This is a genomic window from Streptomyces sp. NPDC007863, assembly GCF_040633895.1.
Classification (GTDB): Bacteria; Actinomycetota; Actinomycetes; order Streptomycetales; family Streptomycetaceae; genus Streptomyces.
On record NZ_JBEYEI010000006.1, the window covers coordinates 278226 to 296666 of the forward strand.

20 protein-coding genes and 1 riboswitch are annotated in these 18441 nt (G+C 70.7%); of the genes, 9 read left to right on the top strand and 11 right to left on the bottom strand.

The window, feature by feature from the left end; genetic code table 11:
- Positions 1 to 34 precede the first annotated feature (34 nt).
- The gene (locus ABZ621_RS12315; protein WP_360603419.1) at positions 35 to 1435 is read left to right on the top strand and encodes an MFS transporter; all 1401 of its coding nucleotides are present in this window, start codon (positions 35 to 37) and stop codon (positions 1433 to 1435) included.
- Here the strand turns inward: ABZ621_RS12315 and ABZ621_RS12320 are convergent.
- A complete protein-coding gene (locus ABZ621_RS12320) occupies positions 1407 to 2414 on the bottom strand; it encodes a class E sortase (RefSeq protein WP_360603421.1) in 1008 nt (335 codons plus the stop codon). The genes ABZ621_RS12315 and ABZ621_RS12320 overlap by 29 nt on opposite strands.
- On the opposite strand from ABZ621_RS12320, the gene ABZ621_RS12325 reads away from it, so the two are divergent.
- The gene (locus tag ABZ621_RS12325; RefSeq protein WP_360603423.1) at positions 2304 to 3305 is read left to right on the top strand and encodes an SEC-C domain-containing protein; all 1002 of its coding nucleotides are present in this window, start codon (positions 2304 to 2306) and stop codon (positions 3303 to 3305) included. The two genes, ABZ621_RS12320 and ABZ621_RS12325, sit on opposite strands and share 111 nt — an antisense overlap.
- Positions 3306 to 3322: 17 nt before the next feature.
- On the opposite strand, the gene ABZ621_RS12330 is transcribed toward ABZ621_RS12325, so the two are convergent.
- From ABZ621_RS12330 to ABZ621_RS12340, 3 genes are all read right to left on the bottom strand, one after another.
- Entirely contained in the window at positions 3323 to 4453 is a 1131-nt protein-coding gene (locus tag ABZ621_RS12330) for a DUF3578 domain-containing protein (protein ID WP_360603425.1), read from the bottom strand.
- A gap of 75 nt (positions 4454 to 4528) precedes the next feature.
- A complete protein-coding gene (locus tag ABZ621_RS12335) occupies positions 4529 to 5152 on the bottom strand; it encodes an ATP-binding protein (RefSeq protein WP_360603427.1) in 624 nt (207 codons plus the stop codon).
- A gap of 14 nt (positions 5153 to 5166) precedes the next feature.
- Positions 5167 to 5589: an ATP-binding protein gene (locus tag ABZ621_RS12340; protein ID WP_360603429.1), complete on the bottom strand. Its 423-nt coding sequence runs from the start codon at positions 5587 to 5589 to the stop codon at positions 5167 to 5169.
- Positions 5590 to 5924: 335 nt separating this feature from the next.
- Here ABZ621_RS12340 and ABZ621_RS12345 point away from each other — a divergent pair, with 335 nt between their 5' ends.
- The 4 genes from ABZ621_RS12345 to ABZ621_RS12360 all read left to right on the top strand — a co-directional run bounded on the left by ABZ621_RS12345 (position 5925) and on the right by ABZ621_RS12360 (position 9380).
- Entirely contained in the window at positions 5925 to 7310 is a 1386-nt protein-coding gene (locus ABZ621_RS12345; protein WP_360603431.1) for a Tat pathway signal protein, read from the top strand.
- A 52-nt stretch (positions 7311 to 7362) separates the two neighbouring features.
- A complete protein-coding gene (locus tag ABZ621_RS12350) occupies positions 7363 to 7848 on the top strand; it encodes a TrmO family methyltransferase (RefSeq protein WP_360603433.1) in 486 nt (161 codons plus the stop codon).
- A 288-nt stretch (positions 7849 to 8136) separates the two neighbouring features.
- The gene (locus ABZ621_RS12355) at positions 8137 to 9000 is read left to right on the top strand and encodes a hypothetical protein (RefSeq protein WP_360603435.1); all 864 of its coding nucleotides are present in this window, start codon (positions 8137 to 8139) and stop codon (positions 8998 to 9000) included.
- A gap of 77 nt (positions 9001 to 9077) precedes the next feature.
- Entirely contained in the window at positions 9078 to 9380 is a 303-nt protein-coding gene (locus tag ABZ621_RS12360) for a hypothetical protein (protein ID WP_360603437.1), read from the top strand.
- Positions 9381 to 9451: 71 nt separating this feature from the next.
- On the opposite strand, the gene ABZ621_RS12365 is transcribed toward ABZ621_RS12360, so the two are convergent.
- The 4 genes from ABZ621_RS12365 to ABZ621_RS12380 all read right to left on the bottom strand — a co-directional run bounded on the left by ABZ621_RS12365 (position 9452) and on the right by ABZ621_RS12380 (position 13468).
- Positions 9452 to 10720, bottom strand: a complete 1269-nt coding sequence (locus tag ABZ621_RS12365; RefSeq protein WP_360603439.1) for a DUF445 domain-containing protein — start codon at positions 10718 to 10720, stop codon at positions 9452 to 9454.
- Between the two features lie 20 nt (positions 10721 to 10740).
- Positions 10741 to 11739 (bottom strand): ATP-binding cassette domain-containing protein, encoded by a 999-nt coding sequence (locus ABZ621_RS12370; protein ID WP_360603441.1) that lies wholly within the window; start codon positions 11737 to 11739, stop codon positions 10741 to 10743.
- 9 nt (positions 11740 to 11748) lie between these two features.
- Positions 11749 to 12519: an ABC transporter permease gene (locus ABZ621_RS12375; RefSeq protein ID WP_360603565.1), complete on the bottom strand. Its 771-nt coding sequence runs from the start codon at positions 12517 to 12519 to the stop codon at positions 11749 to 11751.
- Positions 12520 to 12664: 145 nt separating this feature from the next.
- On the bottom strand, positions 12665 to 13468 hold the full coding sequence (locus ABZ621_RS12380) for an ABC-2 family transporter protein (RefSeq protein WP_360603567.1): 804 nt from the start codon (positions 13466 to 13468) through the stop codon (positions 12665 to 12667).
- Positions 13469 to 13669: 201 nt separating this feature from the next.
- Here ABZ621_RS12380 and ABZ621_RS12385 point away from each other — a divergent pair, with 201 nt between their 5' ends.
- Positions 13670 to 15853: a transglycosylase domain-containing protein gene (locus tag ABZ621_RS12385; protein WP_360603443.1), complete on the top strand. Its 2184-nt coding sequence runs from the start codon at positions 13670 to 13672 to the stop codon at positions 15851 to 15853.
- Here ABZ621_RS12385 and ABZ621_RS12390 read toward each other — a convergent pair.
- The 3 genes from ABZ621_RS12390 to ABZ621_RS12400 form a co-directional block, all read right to left on the bottom strand.
- Positions 15850 to 16170 (bottom strand): multidrug efflux SMR transporter, encoded by a 321-nt coding sequence (locus ABZ621_RS12390; protein WP_189945772.1) that lies wholly within the window; start codon positions 16168 to 16170, stop codon positions 15850 to 15852. The genes ABZ621_RS12385 and ABZ621_RS12390 overlap by 4 nt on opposite strands.
- 32 nt (positions 16171 to 16202) lie before the next feature.
- Positions 16203 to 16265: riboswitch (guanidine-III (ykkC-III) riboswitch) on the bottom strand.
- A 56-nt stretch (positions 16266 to 16321) separates the two neighbouring features.
- The gene (locus tag ABZ621_RS12395; RefSeq protein ID WP_031011657.1) at positions 16322 to 16657 is read right to left on the bottom strand and encodes a co-chaperone GroES; all 336 of its coding nucleotides are present in this window, start codon (positions 16655 to 16657) and stop codon (positions 16322 to 16324) included.
- 23 nt (positions 16658 to 16680) lie between these two features.
- On the bottom strand, positions 16681 to 17001 hold the full coding sequence (locus tag ABZ621_RS12400) for a DUF3618 domain-containing protein (RefSeq protein ID WP_360603445.1): 321 nt from the start codon (positions 16999 to 17001) through the stop codon (positions 16681 to 16683).
- 125 nt (positions 17002 to 17126) lie between these two features.
- Here ABZ621_RS12400 and bcp point away from each other — a divergent pair, with 125 nt between their 5' ends.
- Together bcp and ABZ621_RS12410 are read left to right on the top strand one after the other, a co-directional pair.
- Positions 17127 to 17594, top strand: a complete 468-nt coding sequence (bcp, locus tag ABZ621_RS12405; RefSeq protein ID WP_360603447.1) for a thioredoxin-dependent thiol peroxidase — start codon at positions 17127 to 17129, stop codon at positions 17592 to 17594.
- 144 nt (positions 17595 to 17738) lie between these two features.
- Complete coding sequence (locus tag ABZ621_RS12410; RefSeq protein WP_360603449.1) at positions 17739 to 18389, top strand: HNH endonuclease; 651 nt, start codon at positions 17739 to 17741, stop codon at positions 18387 to 18389.
- Positions 18390 to 18441: the final 52 nt, after the last annotated feature.

Genomic DNA, 18441 nt, shown 5'->3' on the forward strand with positions numbered 1-18441 from the left:
CGACCGAAGCGCACGACGACCGGGCGGAGGCCCCATGAGTACAGCCGACTCACGCACCACGCCCACGACCCCCACCACCACACCACCCACCGCCCCCTCCCCCGCCCCCTCCCCCGCCACGCTCGCCGTCACCGCCCTCGCCACCGGCGTCGCGCTCATGAACTACACGGCGCCGATGGCGACGCTCCCGGAGATGGCGGAGGCGTTCGGGACGCCGGCCTCGGCGCAGGCGTGGCTGCTCAACGGCACCCCGCTCGGCCTCGCCGTCCTGCTCCTGGTCGCGGGCGCGCTGGCCGACGCGCACGGCAGGCGGCGGGTGTTCCTGCTCGGGACCCTGGCGCTGGGCGTGACGACGGCGCTCGGCGCCTTGGCGGGCTCGACGGTGCTCTTCACGGCGGCGCGGATCGCGCAGGGCGCGGCGAGCGCGGCGGTCCTGGCGGGCAGCCTGGGCCTGCTGGCAGACGCGTATCCCTCGGGCCGCGACCGGATCCGGGCCACCGGCGTCTGGGGCGCGTCGGTGAGCGGCGGGATCGCGCTCGGCCCGCTGCTCGCGGGGGCGCTCGCCCTGGTGGACTGGCGGTCGGCGTACGCGGTGCTCGGCGCGGCGGCCCTGGCGACGGCGGCGCTCGGCGCCCGTGCCCTCACGGCGCCCGCGGCGAGCGGCCCCCAGGGAAACCGCCGCCGCCCGGACCTGGTGGGCGCGACGACCCTGGCGCTGGCGCTCGGCACCCTGCTGACGGCCCTGACGCTGGGCCGGGACGGCTGGCTGCGCCCGGCCCCCGGCCTGCTGCTCCTGGCGGCGGTGGCGCTGACGGCGCTGTTCCTGCTGGTGGAGCGGCGCGTGACGGCCCCGATGATCGACCCGGGGATGTGGCGGAGGCCGGCGTTCCGGGCGTCGACGGTGGGGGCGCTCTTCACCGGCCTGGCGGTGATCGGCATGTTCAGCGTGATGCCGGCGCTGTTCCAGCGCGGGGCCGGTCTGTCGGCGCTGACGGCGGCGGCCCTCTTCGCCCTCTGGTCGGGTTCGGCGTTCGTGGTCGCGCTGCAGGCCCGCCGGCTCGCGGGCCGGCTCTCGGCCCCGTACCAACTGGCCTTCGGCTTCGGGCTTTCGGCGGCGGGCGTCCTGCTCCTCCTCGGCACCACGGAGTCCCCGGTCCTGCCCTGGCCGCGCCTGGTCGCCGGCCTGGTGGTGGCGGGCGCGGGCAGCGGCCTCCTGAACGCCGCGCTCCCCCGCCTCGCCGTCGACTCCGTCCCGCCGGAGCGGGCGGCGATGGGCTCGGGCGCGAACAACACCGCCCGCTACATCGGCTCCGCGGCCGGCGTGTCGCTGATGATGGCCCTCTCGGCGGCCACCCCGGACGCGGCCCTCGTGGCCTCGGCGGTCCTGGCCCTGGCCGGCGCCGCGCTCATCGTCGCAGGGTCGCCCAGACGATGAGCCGGTAGCGGGAGGTGAACTCGGGCGTGCAGGTGGTGAGGGTGAGGTAGGAGCCGGCCTTCGCGTACCCGTACGAGGGCTTGACGATCGACCGCGGCACCGGCTGGATGACGCCGGTGTCGCGCGGCGAGGTCACCGGCAGGATCCGGTCGACGAGATAGGTGTACGTCCCCTCCCGCGTCCGCAGCGTGATCTCGTCCCCCTTGCGCAGCCGGTTCACGTACCGGAACGGCTCGCCGTGCGTGTTCCGGTGCCCGGCCAGCGCCACGTTCCCGGCCTCCCCGGGCGCGGCGGTGCCCGGATAGTGCCCCACGTACCCCTTGTCGAGCACCTTGCTCTTGGAGATCCCGTGGGCGACGGGCACGGTCAGCCCGATCCGCGGAATCCGCAGCACGGCGAAGGCGGAACCGGAGGGCGTACGGGCGGGCGAAGGTCCAGGACGCGAGGCCCCGACGGTCCCACCGGAGGGCGAGGGAGCACGCGAGGGAGAAGCCGACGGAGAGGCGGACGACCCACCACCCCCGCCCCCCGCCCCGGAAGGAGAAGGCGCGGAAGCGGAGGAAGCGCCCTCCGGAGGAGAGATGTCCCACTCCCGCTCCAGCACGGCCACCTGCTCACCGGCCTCGGCGCGCGCCTGCTGATTGGTCCACCACAACTGGTGCACGACGAGCAGCAGAATAAGAACACCGCAGGTGACGACGGTCTCGGCCCCGCACCAGAGCACACGGGCCAGCCCCGAGCGCCCGGACCGCGCCTGGACGACGACCGGCACCCGCTCCCGTCCCCTGCCTCCCCTGTCCCGCACGCCGGGCACGATAAGGGCTGCGGCACCAACTCTCCAGAGCCGTACAGCAGTACGGTGGACGTCATGCGCCCCGACACGCCTGCCGCCCACACCGCCGAAGCCGAGCGTCTGCTGCGCACCGCCGAGCAGTACCCCGGCGACCGTGAACCGCTTCTGCTCCGGGCCGCCGCCCACCTGGAGCTCGCGGACGACCGTCCGGGCGCGACCGCCCTCTACGACGCCCTCCTGTCCGGCAGCCCGGCGGACCCCCACCTGATCCGCGCCCTGAAGGCGTCGAACCTGTGGGAGTACGGCCACGAAGCCGAAGCGCGCGCGATCATCGAAGGCGTACGCCGCGCCCGCCCGACGGACGCACCCCCCTGGGAGATCGCGGCGGAGACCCTGGAGGCCCACGACGAGCTGGAGGCGGCGGAGGAGACCCTCACGGAAGCGGCGACCCTGCTGGCCGCCCCCGGGGAGGCGGAACTCCCGCACCCCACCCACTCCCTCCTCACCACCCGCCACCGCATCCGCCGCATGCTGGCCCGCCCCCACGACGACTGGGACACCCGCGCGGACCGCCTCCACCAGGGGAGGATCCCCCTGGACGAACTCCACGACCCGAAGCGCCTCTGGTCCCTGGGCTCCTCCGACCCCACCGAACTCCAGGCCGAGATCGCCCGCCTCCGCTCCGAACTGGGCACCTACCGCACGGCACTCTCCCGCCCCTTCCCGGTAGCGGTCCTCCACTGGCCGGCCCAGGAGCTCACGGAACTCCTCACGGCCTACCCGGAGCTCGAAACGGAATACCCCACCTACCGCGCCCACCTGACGGACATCGAGGCCTCCCTCCGCGAACTGGCCACGGCCGGCACCCCCAACCTCGGCATCGTCCGCGCCACCGTCCCCTCCTACGAAGCCTTCGCCGCCTCCGAAGCCACCCACCCCTCCCAGCCCGCCCTCCTCCCCCAATACGCCACCACCCTCGCCGCCCGCTCCCGAGCCACCCCCTGGCCGCCACTGCGCACACAGGCTTGCTGGTGCGGCGCGGACCGGGCTTACGGGGAGTGCCACGGGGCGGAGTGACGTGGTCCGAAGCGGCGCTAGCTCGTCGTCATTCCCCAACCCCGCGCCCGGGCGGACCCGTCCCACCCGTCATCGGACCGCCAAACCGAGGCGACTCCGTGCTCCTCCAGGTATGAGGCGTAGACACCGATTTCCTCGGAGAAGAGGCCCAGGAGAAAGGGGGCTGACTGCTTCAGGTAGAGGAAGTGCCGGTACTCGAAGAGCTGACCGAGGGCTTCGCGTACGGCCACCGTCGGATTCCCATGGCGAACGATCTTCGCTTCGACGAGCCACTCATCCGCCTGCCCTTCGGACGGCTCCTGTTGCCTCAGGATCAGGTCCTTCGGATGCTGCCGCAGTGTTATCGGGGTGTACCCTCGCCCCGCGACATATCTTCCGAAGTCGTCAACGAGCTTCTCATGAGACCGTTGCTTGACCTGCTGTCGAGCTTTGATCTCCGCCGTGTAATCACCGCTGTCCTTCGGGCGGAAGTCAGCGAGCGGATCGAAGTCGCGAGGAGAAGCGTCACCCTGCGACGCATGCGATTTGAGGGCATAGGCCAACTGAAAGGCGTCATTCTCGCCGCTAGCCCACCAGACGCGATCGAACTCCTCAGCCCTGCGCAGGGACTGGACCCCAAGATAAAGGTCCTCCAATAGCGCGATGTCACCAGGCAGCTTATCCGTGTCGTATATCTTGGCGATCACGCTAGCAGCCTCGTACGCCCTTGGCCTGGTCGCCGAATCCCTCAGGTCCGGCTCATCAACCCAGCCAACATTCTCCTGGCGCTTCACAGCCCGCCGAAGTCTCGCCGCATGGTGGCGAAGGTGCTCCTCACGAGCGCGCCCCTTCCCCAGGGGCTCTTCCAGCCAGGTAATGCCCTGCTGCAAAGTCAGGGTCACGTTCTTCAGGTCAGCACTGAAGATATAGGCCAAATACAGCCCCTTCTTGGGGTCTTGCATTCCCTCTTTATCGAACACCCCGATCCAGGGCGTCGCCGCCGGAGTAGTCTGCCCTCCATGCCCCTCGGCCCTAAAACCAGGTGGCAGAACAAGGTCAGTACGGCTCGCGACCCCCCGCAGCACCTGCTGACCCTTGACCTCGCGCGTGGAACCAGCCGCTCGGTCATAAGTGCTCGCGACCTCGGCGAGCAAGTCTCGAATCCCCATGACCAGAATCTAGATCACGGCACTCCAGCATGGATACGGACCAGCCAACCTCTTGTCACCTTGCCTGGCGGGACGTCATAGCCCTGCCTCAAACCGCGCTTGGGCCACGTCGAGGATGTCGTCCGCGTCGTACCCGTGGGCGTCCGCCCATCGCATGAGGTCCACCATCGCCTCGATCACCGCGCCCTTGACCTTGACGACGGTGAGGCGACTCGCGTTGACGGCATGCGGAAGGGCGACGGCGCCGTAGAGCACGATCAAGGTTTCCGCCCTCGTGACGCGCGACCCGCCACTATGGCCGTGGGGCGTTGCGAGGTCGGTGGCGACCTCACACCATCTGATCTCTCGGCCGGCATCAACCAGGACACCGTGCCGCTCGGCCATCCCACCGAGCACGGCCAAGGACCTCTCCCCCTCCTCCTCCGGCACGCCGGTGGGGCGTGTCGGCGGCACGCGACTTTCCGGTGAGGCCACCTCGACCCGCACGCACGTGCCCTTCATCGCCAGACGGAGCGTGGTGGGCGTCCCCGCCCCCGCGTGTCGGATCACTTGAGTGACCAGCTCGCTCACGCAGAGCTGAACCGCCTCGCGCTGCCGAGAAAGCCCCCACAGCTTCAGATGAAGCCGCACGACTCGGCGAAGTCCGGCGATCTCCCGTGGTTCCGCCAGGAAGAGGAGCTCCCACGGTTCACGCACCATGCAATCCCCCTCCCTCACGGGGTTTCCCCCTCCCGCAACTCAGCCCAGACCTGCTTGCCCCATCGATACGGCTCGGTTCCCCATCGGTCCGCCAGAGCGTCCACGAGAAGCAGTCCCAGCCCTCGGGGATGGTCGCCGTCAGGATCCGCCTTGAGCTTCGGAACGGCCTTTGAACGGTCGACCACTCCCACCCGAACCACCTTCTCGGAGGGTCTGCAAACGACCACACGGATCGACACGAGTCGGCCGTGGTCGATCGCGTGACCAATCAACTCGGTGATGATGAGCGTCGCGTCATCGATCAGGGATTCCAAGCCCCACAGAGTCAACCCCGCGCGGACCAATCGCCGCGCCACCACCGCACTGCGCGGCTCACGCGGGAGGGTCTGAGAGTAAGCGGGGCGCCCCGTAGATCGAGAAGCCGCTGGTTCGATCACCAGATCCCTCAAGACGGGTGGGACTGTCTCCCTCACCAAAAAGCCCTCATCGGTCGAACGGATGGAGGCAGCAGATTTTGAAGACGCGGCACACGGAACGCACACCTCCCTCCGTTCACCCGGCTCAGACGTGGACGTCAGGCGTGATACCGAGACAGCTTGCCCGTCCCCTTCACTCACGTGGCTGAAAGTCACCCGTAACCCTTCCCTCTCCGCCCGTTGGTGGTTTCGTGTTCCCTCAGCGAACCGTGATTCGCGACGAGCGGATATCCCCGCCCGGGCCTCGATGCCGTCAAACCCGTCAAAGATTGTTCTCTTGCGAAGAGGGGCGCAGCATGGCGCACAGGAATGTCGAGCTGGCTGCGACGATCGCAGAAACAGGCTGGTCACAGACGGCGGTGGCCGCCGCGATGGTCCGTGTGGCAGCGGAGACCGGGGCCGAGGAGGTCTTCACCGTCAAGCGGTCACACATCGCCATGTGGGTGGCTGGCACTCGTCCTCGCGGTCAGGCCGCGGCGATCCTGCGTGAAACGCTGTCACGGCGGTTGGGGCGCCCTGTGACCCTCGCGGAACTCGGTCTGGGAGGTACGTCCCCTGACCTGGCCACCGGCGCCGAGTGGGACACGGACACTCTGACGAATCTGGTCGATTTGGGGAGGGACAACATGGACCGCGGACGTCGCCGACTCCTCGCGGGCGCCGCCTACTCTGTCGGAGGCCTGGCCCTCCCTCAGGATTCCTGGTGGGACGGGGCTCCTCAGCGGGCTCGCGCCCGCTCAACGGGAGCCACCCACGCGGTCGGTGAGACCGAGGTGCGGGCCGTTCGCGAGATGACCGAGTTCTTCGCCCGACGCGACCAGCGGCACGGCGGTGTCGACGGACGAACAGCCCTCTGCCAGTACATCGTCGACGACGTGGCCCGGTACGTCGGAGGCTCCTTTGGCAGCGAACGAACCCGTCAGTCGCTGTACTCGGCCGCGTCCGAAGCCGTCTACGTGGCCGGCTGGATGAGTTTCGATGCTTCCCAGCACGAACTCGCGCGCCGCTATTTCAGTCTCTCGCTCAAGCTCGCCGCAGAGGCCGACGACACCGCTCTCACCGGTCACATCCTGCGGGCGATGGCGCACCAGGCCATAGACCTGGGGCACTCCAAGGCAGGACTGGAACTCGCCACTAGCTCAGTGGAACGGGAGAGGTACACCCACGCGAGCTCGCGTGAGCGGTCTCTCGTCGGCATCGTGCGGGCACGGGCGCTAGCGGTGAACGGCCAAAGGAGGCAAGCCATCGCCGCGATCCACCAGGCCGAGGTAGACCTCGACCGGGCCACGCCAGGGGATGAGGAACCGCAACGGATCTGGTTCTTCCAGGAAGCGTCCCTCGCCCACGAGACAGCCCGCGCCCTATGGGCTTTGGGTGACTTGGACGGTGCCTTGCGCCATTTCCATGACAGCGTGCGCTACCGCAGGGCTGACGCCTTCAGCAGGACTCACGCCGTCACTCTGGGTTATATGGGTACGGTCCAGGCCAGGCAAGGGAACCTTGAGGCTGCTTGCCACACCTGGACCTTGGCTCTGGACGCCATGCACGGCGTCCAGTCCGGAAGGACACGGGAAGCGGCCACGACCATGCGCGCGGTCCTGTCCCCGTTCCGCAACCGCGGCATTCCCTCCGTATCCGAAGTCGACGCGCGGGCCCGGGCCGTACTCCAACAAGTACCCTGACGCCCCAAAGCCCCGCGCTCGTGCTGGGGTTGACGAGGAAGAAGGGCAATCCGTGTCCCCAGAATCCATTCAGGTACCGGTCATCGCCGAGGTCGTCGGAGGCCACACCGGGCGACTTGATGACTTCAAGGGGGGTGTGGAGTCGATCATCCGCCTCCGGCCGGAGTTCCCCCCAGAGACGCTGCGGGGCATCGAGCTGTTCTCCCACCTCCAAGTCACGTGGTTCTTCAATCTCGGCTCTCCGGAGGATGTCGCCCTTCACGCCCGCAGCCCCCGTGACAATCCCGCGTGGCCTGCCACCGGCACCTTCGTGCACCACAACCATCGGCGTCCGGCCCGACTCGCGACCTCTTTCCCACGCCTGCTGAAGGTCGAGGGACTCGACCTCCACGTCACCGACCTTGATGCCGATGAGGGGACACAGGTCGTCGATCTCGTAGCCGTATTCCAAGAGATGCTTCCGCGTGGCCCCGTCACAGAACCATCGTGGCCGAGCGAAATGCTGGCCGACTACTGGCGGAACGCCACCGAGCGTTAAGGGGCGGCCGGAGCCGCCGGGGCAAGGGAGGGCGAAGCCCATCGTGCGGCGACGCGACGGAGGAGCGCCCTTGAGGCGGCGGCGGGCGCCACACTCGGAGAAGAGGGCGGCCGCACCCGCACCCTCGTAGCCGGGTCACCTCAAGCAACCGGCGTCACCCACACGAGCGTTCTTCCTTCACTGGGCCAGCACAGCCACATGGACAGCGGTACGGTCGCGCAAAACGGCCCCCGCCATGGTTGCAGCCATCGGCGAGGGCCTGAACCACTAGTGGAAAGACCGTCCACCGTGATCTACCGGCACTTTAACGCGCCCTCGCGCGGCTTCACCCAGTTCTCGCACGAGATCATCCGGCACCCCCGGCTCTCTTCCGACGCCGTCCGTCTTCTGACCTGGCAGTTGTCGCTCCCCCAAGGCGCACGCGAATCCCTGTCCCGCACCGCCGAACGTGCCCGGATCGGGGCATGCGCCTTCGGGCGGGCCAAGCGGCAGCTCAAGGAGGAGGGGTTCGTGCATGAACGGCGGGTGCAGGTCAGTGGCGGGCGTTGGGTGACCCAACAGCTCGTGTCCAGCACTCCGTTGACCGCTGAACGGGCCGCGAAGCTCCTCGCGCGAGAGCCCATCGCGTCATCGCAGGTCACACCGAGTCCTCGGAACCCGGTCGTCGGTGCCCCGACCATCGACGAGCCGGTGACCCCGCCGACCGACGGTCATCCAGAGAAAGACCGCGAAGCAGAGACCTCCAACCCTCCCCCGGAGGTCGTGGAGGAGTCGCCTCGGCTCGAAGAAGCTCGCGCCCTCGTCGGCTCTCTGCCGCTCCTCTCCTCCGCCCTGCGCCACATCCCCCGCGGAATGCGCGACGAACTGGCCCGCCTCGCCGCCCGCTGGCTCGACATGGGCCACACCTCCGCCGACGTCCACCAACACATCCTGCGCGGTCTGCCTGGTGCCGGGACGCCCGTACACCGGCCCGGTGGGCTCGTGCGGTACCTCCTTCGTGACGTACCGCCTCGAGAGCTGCCGTCCCCGCACGTTCCCCGAAGTCGGCTTTCGGCACGGCTCGAAGGGACACGCGAGTGTGCCGGTGACCACACCCAGCCCATGCTCTTCCGGCCAGTCGACGACGAGACACTCTGCGCTGTGTGCACCTGACCGTCAGCCCTCCCGGTGGCACCACGCGCACATCTCGTACGCTCGAAGGACGACCCGCCTACCAGGAAGGCCCCACCATGCCCCGCATCCCCTCCCCCGCCATCGCCGCCGCCGGACTCGTGGGCGGGTATGCCGTCGCTCGGTGGACGAAGAAGCGGCCGCTCGGTGGGGTAGTGCTGGCCGTGGCCGGTGGGGTGGCGGCTCGGGAGTGGCAGCGGGTGGGTGGGGTGAAGGCGGCCGTGGGGCTGTCGGCGGCTTATGTGGCGGCGTTCGGGGGGTCGCATCCGCTGGCCAAGAAGATCGGGGCCTGGCCTGCGGTGTTCTCCGTGGCGGGGGCCATGGGGGTTGCTTCCTGGGCCGTCACCCGCGAGAGCCGTTGAGGCGTACCGGATCCGTCACCCGCGAGCGCGGCTGACCCGTCAGCCGTGACGGCCCGAGCCGTACCGGCCCGTCAGCCGCCCACCGCGTGGCTCACCGTGTAGATCAGGAGGCCCGCCAGGGCGCCGACCACCGTGCCGTTGATGCGGATGAACTGGAGGTCGCGGCCGATGTTGGCCTCGATCTTCCTGGAGGTCTGGTCGGCGTCCCAGCCGGCGACCGTTTCCGTGATCAGGGAGGTGATCTCGGGGCGGTAGGTGGTGACCAGGTGGATGACCGCCGTCTCCAGCCAGCCGTCGACCTTGGACTGGAGGCGGGCGTCCGAGGCGAGGCGCTTGCCCAGGGAGATCAGGGAGGCGCGGGCGCGGAGGCGGAGCTGGCTCTGGTCGTCCTCGGCGGCGGCGATGATCAGGGCGCGGACGGAGGCCCAGGCGGAGGCGATGACGTCCTGGACCTCGGGGCGGGCCAGCAGGTCGGACTTGAGGCGTTCGACGCGGGCGCGGGTGTCCGTGTCGGCCTGGAGGTCGGCGGCGAAGTCGGTGAGGAAGCGGTCGATGGCGCCCCGGGCGGGGTGCGTCGGCATGTCGCGCATCTCGGTGACGAAGCGGAGCAGCTCCTTGTAGACGCGTTCGCCGACCTTGCGGTCCACGAAGCGGGGCGTCCAGCCGGGGGCGCCGCCCTGGACCGCGTCCATGACCGAGTCGCCGTGGGTGACGAGCCAGTCGTGGGCGCGGGTGCAGACCAGGTCGACGGCGCGGCGGTGGGCGCCGTCCGCCACCATGCGTTCGAGGGTCTTGCCGACGCCGGGCGCGATCTCGGCCTGCTCCGCGCGCCGGGTGATCGCCTCGCCGACCACCGCCTGCACGTCGGCGTCGCGGAGGACCGTGAGCGCGCCGCGCAGGGCCGTCGCCGCCTCCTCCGTCACCCGGTCCGCGTGCGCCGGGTCCGCGAGCCAGGCGCCGAGGCGGCGGGCGACGCCCAGGGCGCGCAGGCGGCCCCGTACGACGTCCGCGGAGAGGAAGTTCTCGCCGACGAAGGAGCCCAGCGAGGCGCCCAGCTGGTCCTTCTTGGTCGGGATGATCGCCGTGTGCGGGATGGGCAGGCCCAGCGGGTGGCGGAAGAGGGCCGTCACCGCGAACCAGTCCGCGAGCGCGCCGACCATGCCCGCCTCGGCCGCCGCGGCGACGTAGCCCGCCCAGGCGCCCGCGCCGGCGTTCTCCGCCCAGGTCGCGAGGGCGTAGACCACCGCGACCAGGGCCAGCAGCGCCGTCGCCAGGGCCTTCATGCGGCGGACGCCGCGATTCCGTTCCTCGTCCGCCGCCGTGTAGGTGAAGCTCACCATCCGCAGACCTCCTCACATCCTCATCTCAGGGACTCCCGGCGCTGCTCGCGAGTTCCCCCGGACGCTCCCCCGTACATCTTCGCGATGACGGACTCGATGTCCGGTTCCCGCACCGAGAGGTCCACCAGCGGGTACGCCGCCGCCACCGCCGCCACCAGCGGCGCGGCCGACGCGGAGGCCGGGAAGGCGAGGTACTGGCGCGGCCCGTCGGCCCGGACGAAGCGGGCGCCCGGGACGTCCTCGATCGGCGGGAGCTCCCGCGCCAGGTCCACCATGAGCATCCGCTCGCCGTCGCCGGCCTCGTGCAGGCCGGCGAGATCGCCGTCGTACATCAGCCGCCCGTGGTCGATGACCATCACCCGCGAGCAGAGCTGCTCGATGTCGGTGAGGTCGTGGGTGGTGAGGAGGACGGTAGTGCCGCGCGTCGTGTTCAGTTCGCGGAGGAACTCCCGCACCCGGGACTTCGAGACGACGTCCAGGCCGATCGTCGGCTCGTCGAGGTACAGCACCTCCGGGTCGTGGAGGAGCGCGGCGGCGATGTCGCCGCGCATCCGCTGGCCGAGGGAGAGCTGGCGTACGGGGACGTCGAGGAGGTCGCCGAGGTCGAGGAGGTCCACGCAGCGGGCGAGGTTCTCCCGGTAGCGGTCGTCGGGGATCCGGTACATGCGGTGGACCAGGCGGTACGAGTCCCGCAGCGGCAGGTCCCACCAGAGGGTGGTGCGCTGGCCGAAGACCACGCCGATGCGGCGGGCGAGGCGGGTGCGGTCCTGCGCCGGATCGAGGCCGGCGACGCGGAGGCGGCCGCCGCTGGGGGTGAGGATGCCGGTGAGCATCTTGATGGTGGTGGACTTCCCGGCGCCGTTCGGGCCGATGTAGCCGACCATCTCGCCCCGGTCCACGGTGAAGGAGATGCCGTCGACGGCCCGGACCTCCCGCTTCTCGCGGCGGAGGACGCCGCTCCTGCGGCGCACGGTGAAGGTCTTCTCCAGGCCGTCCAGTTCGATCAGCGGTACTCCCATGGCGGGTCCTCAGCTTCCTGTCGATCGGTACGAGCGGACGCCCGCCCGCCACGCGAGGCCCGCGACCGCGCAGCAGACCAGGGCGACGAGCGGGGAGGCGAAGGCCGCCCAGGACGGCACCCCGGCCGGGGCGGGGCGCCCGAGGACGTACAGGGCGGGCAGCCAGTTCACGAAGGCCAGCGGGACCACGAACACCACGCCCTTCACGAGGTCCTGCGCGAAGACCGTCGGCGGGTACTGGAGCAGCGTGTTCCCGCCGTACGTGAACGAGTTGGTGACCTCGGCGGCGTCCTGGAGCCAGAACAGCGCGGACGCGCCGAGCACCATCACCGCCATGAAGATCACCGCCCCGCAGACCACCATCGCGGGCACCATCGCGGCCTTCCCCCAGGTCCACGCCACCTCGTCGCGCAGCAGCACCAGGCTCCACACCAGCACCATCAGCCCCTGGAGCACCCGGCCGAGCCGCCGCAGCGCGAACTTGTCCGCCGCGACCTGCGCGAGCAGCGGCACCGGCCGCAGCAGGAACACATCGAGCGAGCCGTCCCTGATCCGGCGCCCCATCCGCTGCAGCGAGCCCAGCGTGAGGTCGGCGAGGCCGAAGGCGGTGCCGGTGGTGCCGTACAGGAAGGCGACCTCCGCGAAGGAGAAGCCGCCGAGGCCCCGGACCTGACCGAACATCAGCAGGATCACGACGAAGTCGAAGAAGGTGACGCAGAAGGACGTCACGAGGGTCAGGGCGAAGGAGGTCCGGTACGTCATCGTGGACCGGATCCACATGGCGGCGACCAGGCGGTACGTGCGCAGGACCTCCCCCGCGCCGGAGCCGTACGACTCGCCGGAGCCGTGGACGTCGCCGGAGCCGTACGACTCGCCGGAGCCGTGGACGTCGCCGGAGCCGTGGACGTCGTCCGTACGGAGCGGCTCAGCCACCCTGGACCACCACCTTCCGGGTCGCCGCCGCCTGCGCCGCCCGGCCCGCCGCAAGGAGCAGCGCGAGCCAGCCGAGCTGGAAGCCGTACGCGCGGACGAGGCCCCAGCCGTCCCCGTACCGGCCGAGGTAGACGTCCGCCGGGACCTGGAGCAGGGCCGCCCACGGCAGCGCGCGGGCCACCTCGCCGAGCGTGCCGGGGAAGACGTTCAGCGGGAGCAGCATCCCGGAGAAGAAGAGGCCGGTCAGCCAGGCCACCTGGACCACGCCCTGCCCGTCGAGCAGCCAGAACGCGCTCATCGCCACGAGGTACCAGAGCGCGAACGACACGAGCGAGCCGAGGGCCACCGCGAGCAGGAAGGCGGCCCAGCCGGCCGGATCGGCCGGAAGGGTGAACCCGAAGGCGAACGCGCCGATCAGCAGCGGGACGGCGCCGCGGCCGAGCAACTGGTAGGCGGCGCGGCCCGCGTTGGCCGCGCACCACCAGCCCTGGAGGTCGGCGGGGCGGTAGAGGTCGACGGCGATGTCGCCGGTCCTGATCCGTTCGATCAGCTCGTCCTCGAAGCCGCCGCCCATCATGCCGCAGACGGTGATGAGGGCCTGGCCGATCCAGACGTAGGCGAGGGCGTCGGCCATGGAGTAGCCGCCGAGCGCGGGCCGTTCGGCCCACAGGGCGATGTAGGTGTACGAGAAGACGAAACCGAAGACCGTGTTGGTGAAGAGGCCTGCCAGCGTGGCCACCCGGTAGGTGGCGTACCGCCGGAAGCCACCCGCGGCCACGGTCGCGTACAGCCGCAGCATGGAGCTGTCCCTTCCGGTGAGGGGGATCAGGGATTCGGGGATGCAGGTATGGGGGGGGCGTCAAAGATCGAAAGAGGACGAAGCGCACGACCCTAGTGGCCCCCCGCACCCCGCCGCGAGCGGTTTTCCCGGCGATTTCCGCTCCCCCACCCCCCACCTTCGGGAGTTTCGCCCGCTTTATGTGCACTATGTGGTGCCATGTCCCCTTCTGTGCGTTCCGCCTCGCCCGCCGCGCCGCCACCGGACGATCCGGGCTGGGCACCGAGGGACCCCACCCTCCCCGCCCCGCGCGCCGGCGCGCGCCCCCGCGCCTCGCTCCCCCGCCGTCTCCTGCGCGCCACCGCCTGGCTGTTCCTGCTCGGCGGACTGCTCCTCGCCGGAGCCTTCACCGCCGGGTACCTGCTGGTGTCCATCCCGGCCGCCAACGCCGCCGCCGTCGCCCAGTCCAACCTGTACCTGTACCGCGACGGCACCGTCCTCGCCCGCGACGGCGAGGTGAACCGGGAGAACGTGCGCCTCGACCGGATCCCGCCGACCGTCCGGCAGGCCGTCCTCGCCGCCGAGGACCGCGACTTCCACACCTCGCGCGCGGTCGACCCCAAGGCGATGGTCCGGGCGGCCTGGAACACGGTCACCGGAAAGGGCCGCCAGTCCGGCTCCACCATCACCCAGCAGTACGTGAAGAACTACTACCTGGGCCAGGAGCAGACCCTGACCCGCAAGGCCAAGGAGTTCTTCATCGCGATCAAACTGGAGCGCGAGAAGACCAAGGACGAGATCCTCCAGGGCTACCTCAACACCAGCTACTTCGGCCGCAACGCCTACGGGATCCAGGCCGCCGCGCACGCCTACTACGGCAAGGACGCCGCCCGCCTCGGCACCGCCGAGGGCGCCTACCTCGCCGCCCTCCTCAAGGCCCCCAGCGCCTACGACGTCACCACCCACCCCGAGAACCGCCCCGCCGTCCTCGCCCGCTGGGGATACGTCCTCGACGGCATGGTCAAGGAGGGCTGGCTCACCGCCGCCGAGCGCGCCGCCCTCCGCTTCCCCGACCCGCGGACCGCCCGCCCCGCCACCGGCCTCTCCGGCCAGCGCGGCTACCTCGTGCAGGCCGTCGAGGAGTACCTCACCGGCCGCGGGATCGTCGACGAGAAGACCCTCGCCGGCGGCGGCTTCCGGATCGTCACCACCCTCGACCCCGAACGGCAGGCCGCGCTCGTCCGCGCCGTCGAGGACCGGGTCACCCACCGCCTCGACCCGGCCGCGAACCCCGCCGACCGGTACGTACGGGCCGGGGCCGCCGCCGTCGAACCGGCCACCGGCCGCGTCGTCGCCCTCTACGGCGGCGTCGACTACACCCAGCAGTACGTCAACAACGCCACCCGCCGCGACTACCAGGTCGGCTCCACGTTCAAGCCGTTCGTCTTCACCGCCGCCGTGCAGAGCGGCGCGCAGACGCAGTACGGCGAGCCGATCACCCCGTACACCGTCTACGACGGCACCGACCGGCGGCCCGTCGAGGGGTGGCCCGGGGCGCCGTACGACCCCGCCAACGAGGACGGCGAGAGCTACGGCGAGATCCCCGTGACCGCCGCCACCGACCTCTCCGTGAACGCCGTCTACGCCCAGATGGCCGTCGACGTCGGCCCCGCGCACGTGCGCCGCACCGCCGTCGCCCTCGGCCTGCCGGCCACCACCCCCGACCTCACCGCCTCCCCCTCCATCGCGCTCGGCCCGGCCACCGCCAGCGTCCTCGACATGGCCCAGGCGTACGCGACGCTCGCCGCGCACGGCCGGCGCGGCGACCACACCCTGGTCGCGGCGGTCTCCCGGGACGGGGAGCCGCTGCCGCTGCCCGCCGGCGAACCCCGGCAGGCCGTGGGGCGCGAGGCCGCCGACACGACGACCGCCGTGCTGCGGGGCGTCGTCGAGTCCGGTACGGGCACGGCCGCGCAGGCCGCCGGACGCCCGGCGGCCGGCAAGACGGGCACGGCGGAGGACGACAAGGCGGCGTGGTTCGCCGGCTACACCCCCGAACTCGCCACCGTCGTCGCGCTGATGGGCCAGGACCCCGAGTCGGGCCGCCAGGAGCCGCTGTACGGCGCGCTCGGCCTGCCGCGGGTCAACGGCGGCGGCCCGCCGGCCGAGATCTGGGCCCGCTTCACCCGAGAGGCCCTCGCGGACACCCCCGTACGCGACTTCGACCTGCGGCTGATGCCGGGCGCCGAGCTCCCCGAGGTACCGCCGACGCCGGACGTCCCCGGGGACGGTACGGAGGAGGAGGACTGGTACGAGACGGGCGAGGCGGGCCCGGGACCGGCGAAGCCCGAACGGCCCGTGCGGCCCGCGAAGCCCGTGAAGCCCCGCGGACAGGACCGTTAGTGCCCCGAGGTCGCCTTCAGTCCGACCACGGCGACGAGCAGCAGGACGACGAAGAAGATCCGGGCGGCGGTCGCCGGCTCGCCGAGCACCACCATGCCGAGCACCGCCGCACCGGCCGCGCCGATGCCGACCCAGACGCCGTAGGCGGTACCGATGGGGAGGGTCTTCGCGGCCTGCGACAGCAGCACCATCGAAGCGACGATCCCGGCCGCGGTGAAGACGCTGGGCCAGAGACGGGTGAAGCCCTCGGTGTACTTCATCCCGATCGACCAGCCGACTTCGAGCAGACCGGCGACGACGAGAAGAACCCAGGCCATGACGAGACACCTCCGCGAGACGGAACAGAAAAGGTGCGTCGTCTTTTCCGATGACCCGGTACGGCGCGTCTCGTCGGGGTGGCTCCAGCCTAGCAAAAAACGGGCAAAGGCCCTGGTGACACCGGTCACCAGGGCCTTCGCGCGAAACGTCCTACAGGTACAGCCCCGTCGAGTCCGAGCTCTGGAACCGGTCCGCCGCCACCGCGTGCAGATCCCGCTCCCGCATCAATACGTAGGCGACGCCCCGCACCTCCACCTCGGCCCGGTCCTCGGGGTCGTACAGCACCCGGTCGCCGATCTCGACGGTCCGGACGTTCTGCCCGACCGCGACCACCTCGGCCCAGGCCAGGCGGCGGCCGACCGCGGCGGTCGCCGGGATCAGGATCCCGCCGCCGGAGCGCCGCTCCCCCTCCGGGGAGTCGGTGCGGACCAGGACCCGGTCGTGGAGCATCCGGATGGGCAGCTTGTCGTGGGTGTTCTCGCTCACGGGAACGAACCTACCGGCCCGGCTCAGCCCTTGTGCTTCCGGGACGAGCCCAGCAGCAGCCCGACGACGGCGACGGCCACGAGGGCGGCCGGGACGACCCGCTCCAGGCGGGGCGCGCCCTCCTCGTCGGTGAAACGTGCCTTCACATCGGAGACGACACGGTTCACGGCGACGAACGCCCGTCCGGCGGTCTCGTCCACGGTCGAGGCGACCCTGGCCTTGGCGTCCCCGATGATCGTCTTCGGGTGCATCCGAATGCCGATCTCGTCGAGCGTGACGGCGAGCTGCTCGCGCCGGCGGACGATGTCCGCCTCGATCTGCGCAGGGGTCCTGGCGTCCGACACCGCGCTGCCTCCGTAGTCGTATTCCGGTCGTTGGTGGACAGTCTGTCAGTTCCGCCGCCGGGAGGCTGTCCCCGACCCCCATTAGGCTCATCGCGTACGCGCACACCCCCCGAGGAGAGCGAGCCATGAGCGAGCGACTGCAGCCCGGCGACACCGCCCCCGCCTTCACCCTGCCGGACGCGGACGGCAACGAGGTCTCCCTCGCGGACCACAAGGGCCGCAAGGTCATCGTCTACTTCTACCCGGCCGCGCTCACCCCCGGCTGCACCAAGCAGGCCTGCGACTTCACCGACAACCTCGACGTCCTGGCCGCCGCCGGCTACGACGTCATCGGCGTCTCCCCCGACAAGCCGGAGAAGCTCGCGAAGTTCCGCGAGAAGGAGAACCTCAAGGTCACCCTGGTGGGCGACCCCTCCAAGGAGGTCCTGGAGTCCTACGGCGCCTTCGGCGAGAAGAAGCTCTACGGCAAGGTCGTCACGGGCGTCATCCGCTCCACGGTCGTCGTCGACGAGGAAGGCAAGATCGAACACGCCTTCTACAACGTCAAGGCCACGGGCCACGTAGCCAAGATCATCCGAGACCTGGGCATCTGAGCCCCACCAGGCCTCCGCGACGGGCCCGCACCCTCACGACGAGGGCGCGGGCCCGTTCGCATTCCGCGCACGATCGGCGTAACCGTCCGATATTCGGCTCGTTGATACGTACGAGATTCGCACTGGGGAGGGGGGTCCGTTCCGATGGGGACGAGTCCGTACACGAAGGACCGACTGGAGTCGGCGGCGCGAGGGGCGCGGACGCTGACGGAGGCGCTGGAGCGGCTGGGGGTGGACCCGAAGAGCGGGTCGCGGGCGTACGTGTCCGCACGGATGCGGAAGCTGGGCGTGGACACCTCGCACTTCGAGCGGGAGGGGGTGCGGTGGACGCGGGAAGTGCTGGCGGAGGTAGTGGCGGCGTCCAGCAGTGTGTGGGACGTGCTCCGCAGGCTGGGGGTGGACCTGGTCGGCGGTCAGCACGCGCACATCAGCCGCCGGATCAAGGCGTACGGGATCGACACCACGCACTTCACGCCGCCTACGTGGACCGAGCGTATGAGGCACAACCAGCGGCGTCGGGCCCCGGAGGAGGTTCTTGTCCTGAACGACGCACCGCATCCCCGGCGCGTCCGGAGCAGCCGCCTGAAAAGCGCGCTTCTGGAGACCGGCGTCAAGGAGGAGTGCGCCCTGTGCGATGTCGGGGCGACCTGGCTCGGCCGGCCCCTGCCGCTGGAGGTCGACCACATGGATGGCAACTGGCGTGACAACCGGCCCGAGAACCTGCGGCTCCTCTGCCCGAACTGTCACTCCGCCACGGACAACTATCGCGGGCGCGGGAAGGGGCGTGCCAGGTGACAGCGGATGACAGGCGGTACACACGCCAGCGCCTGGCCGAGACCGCGGCCCG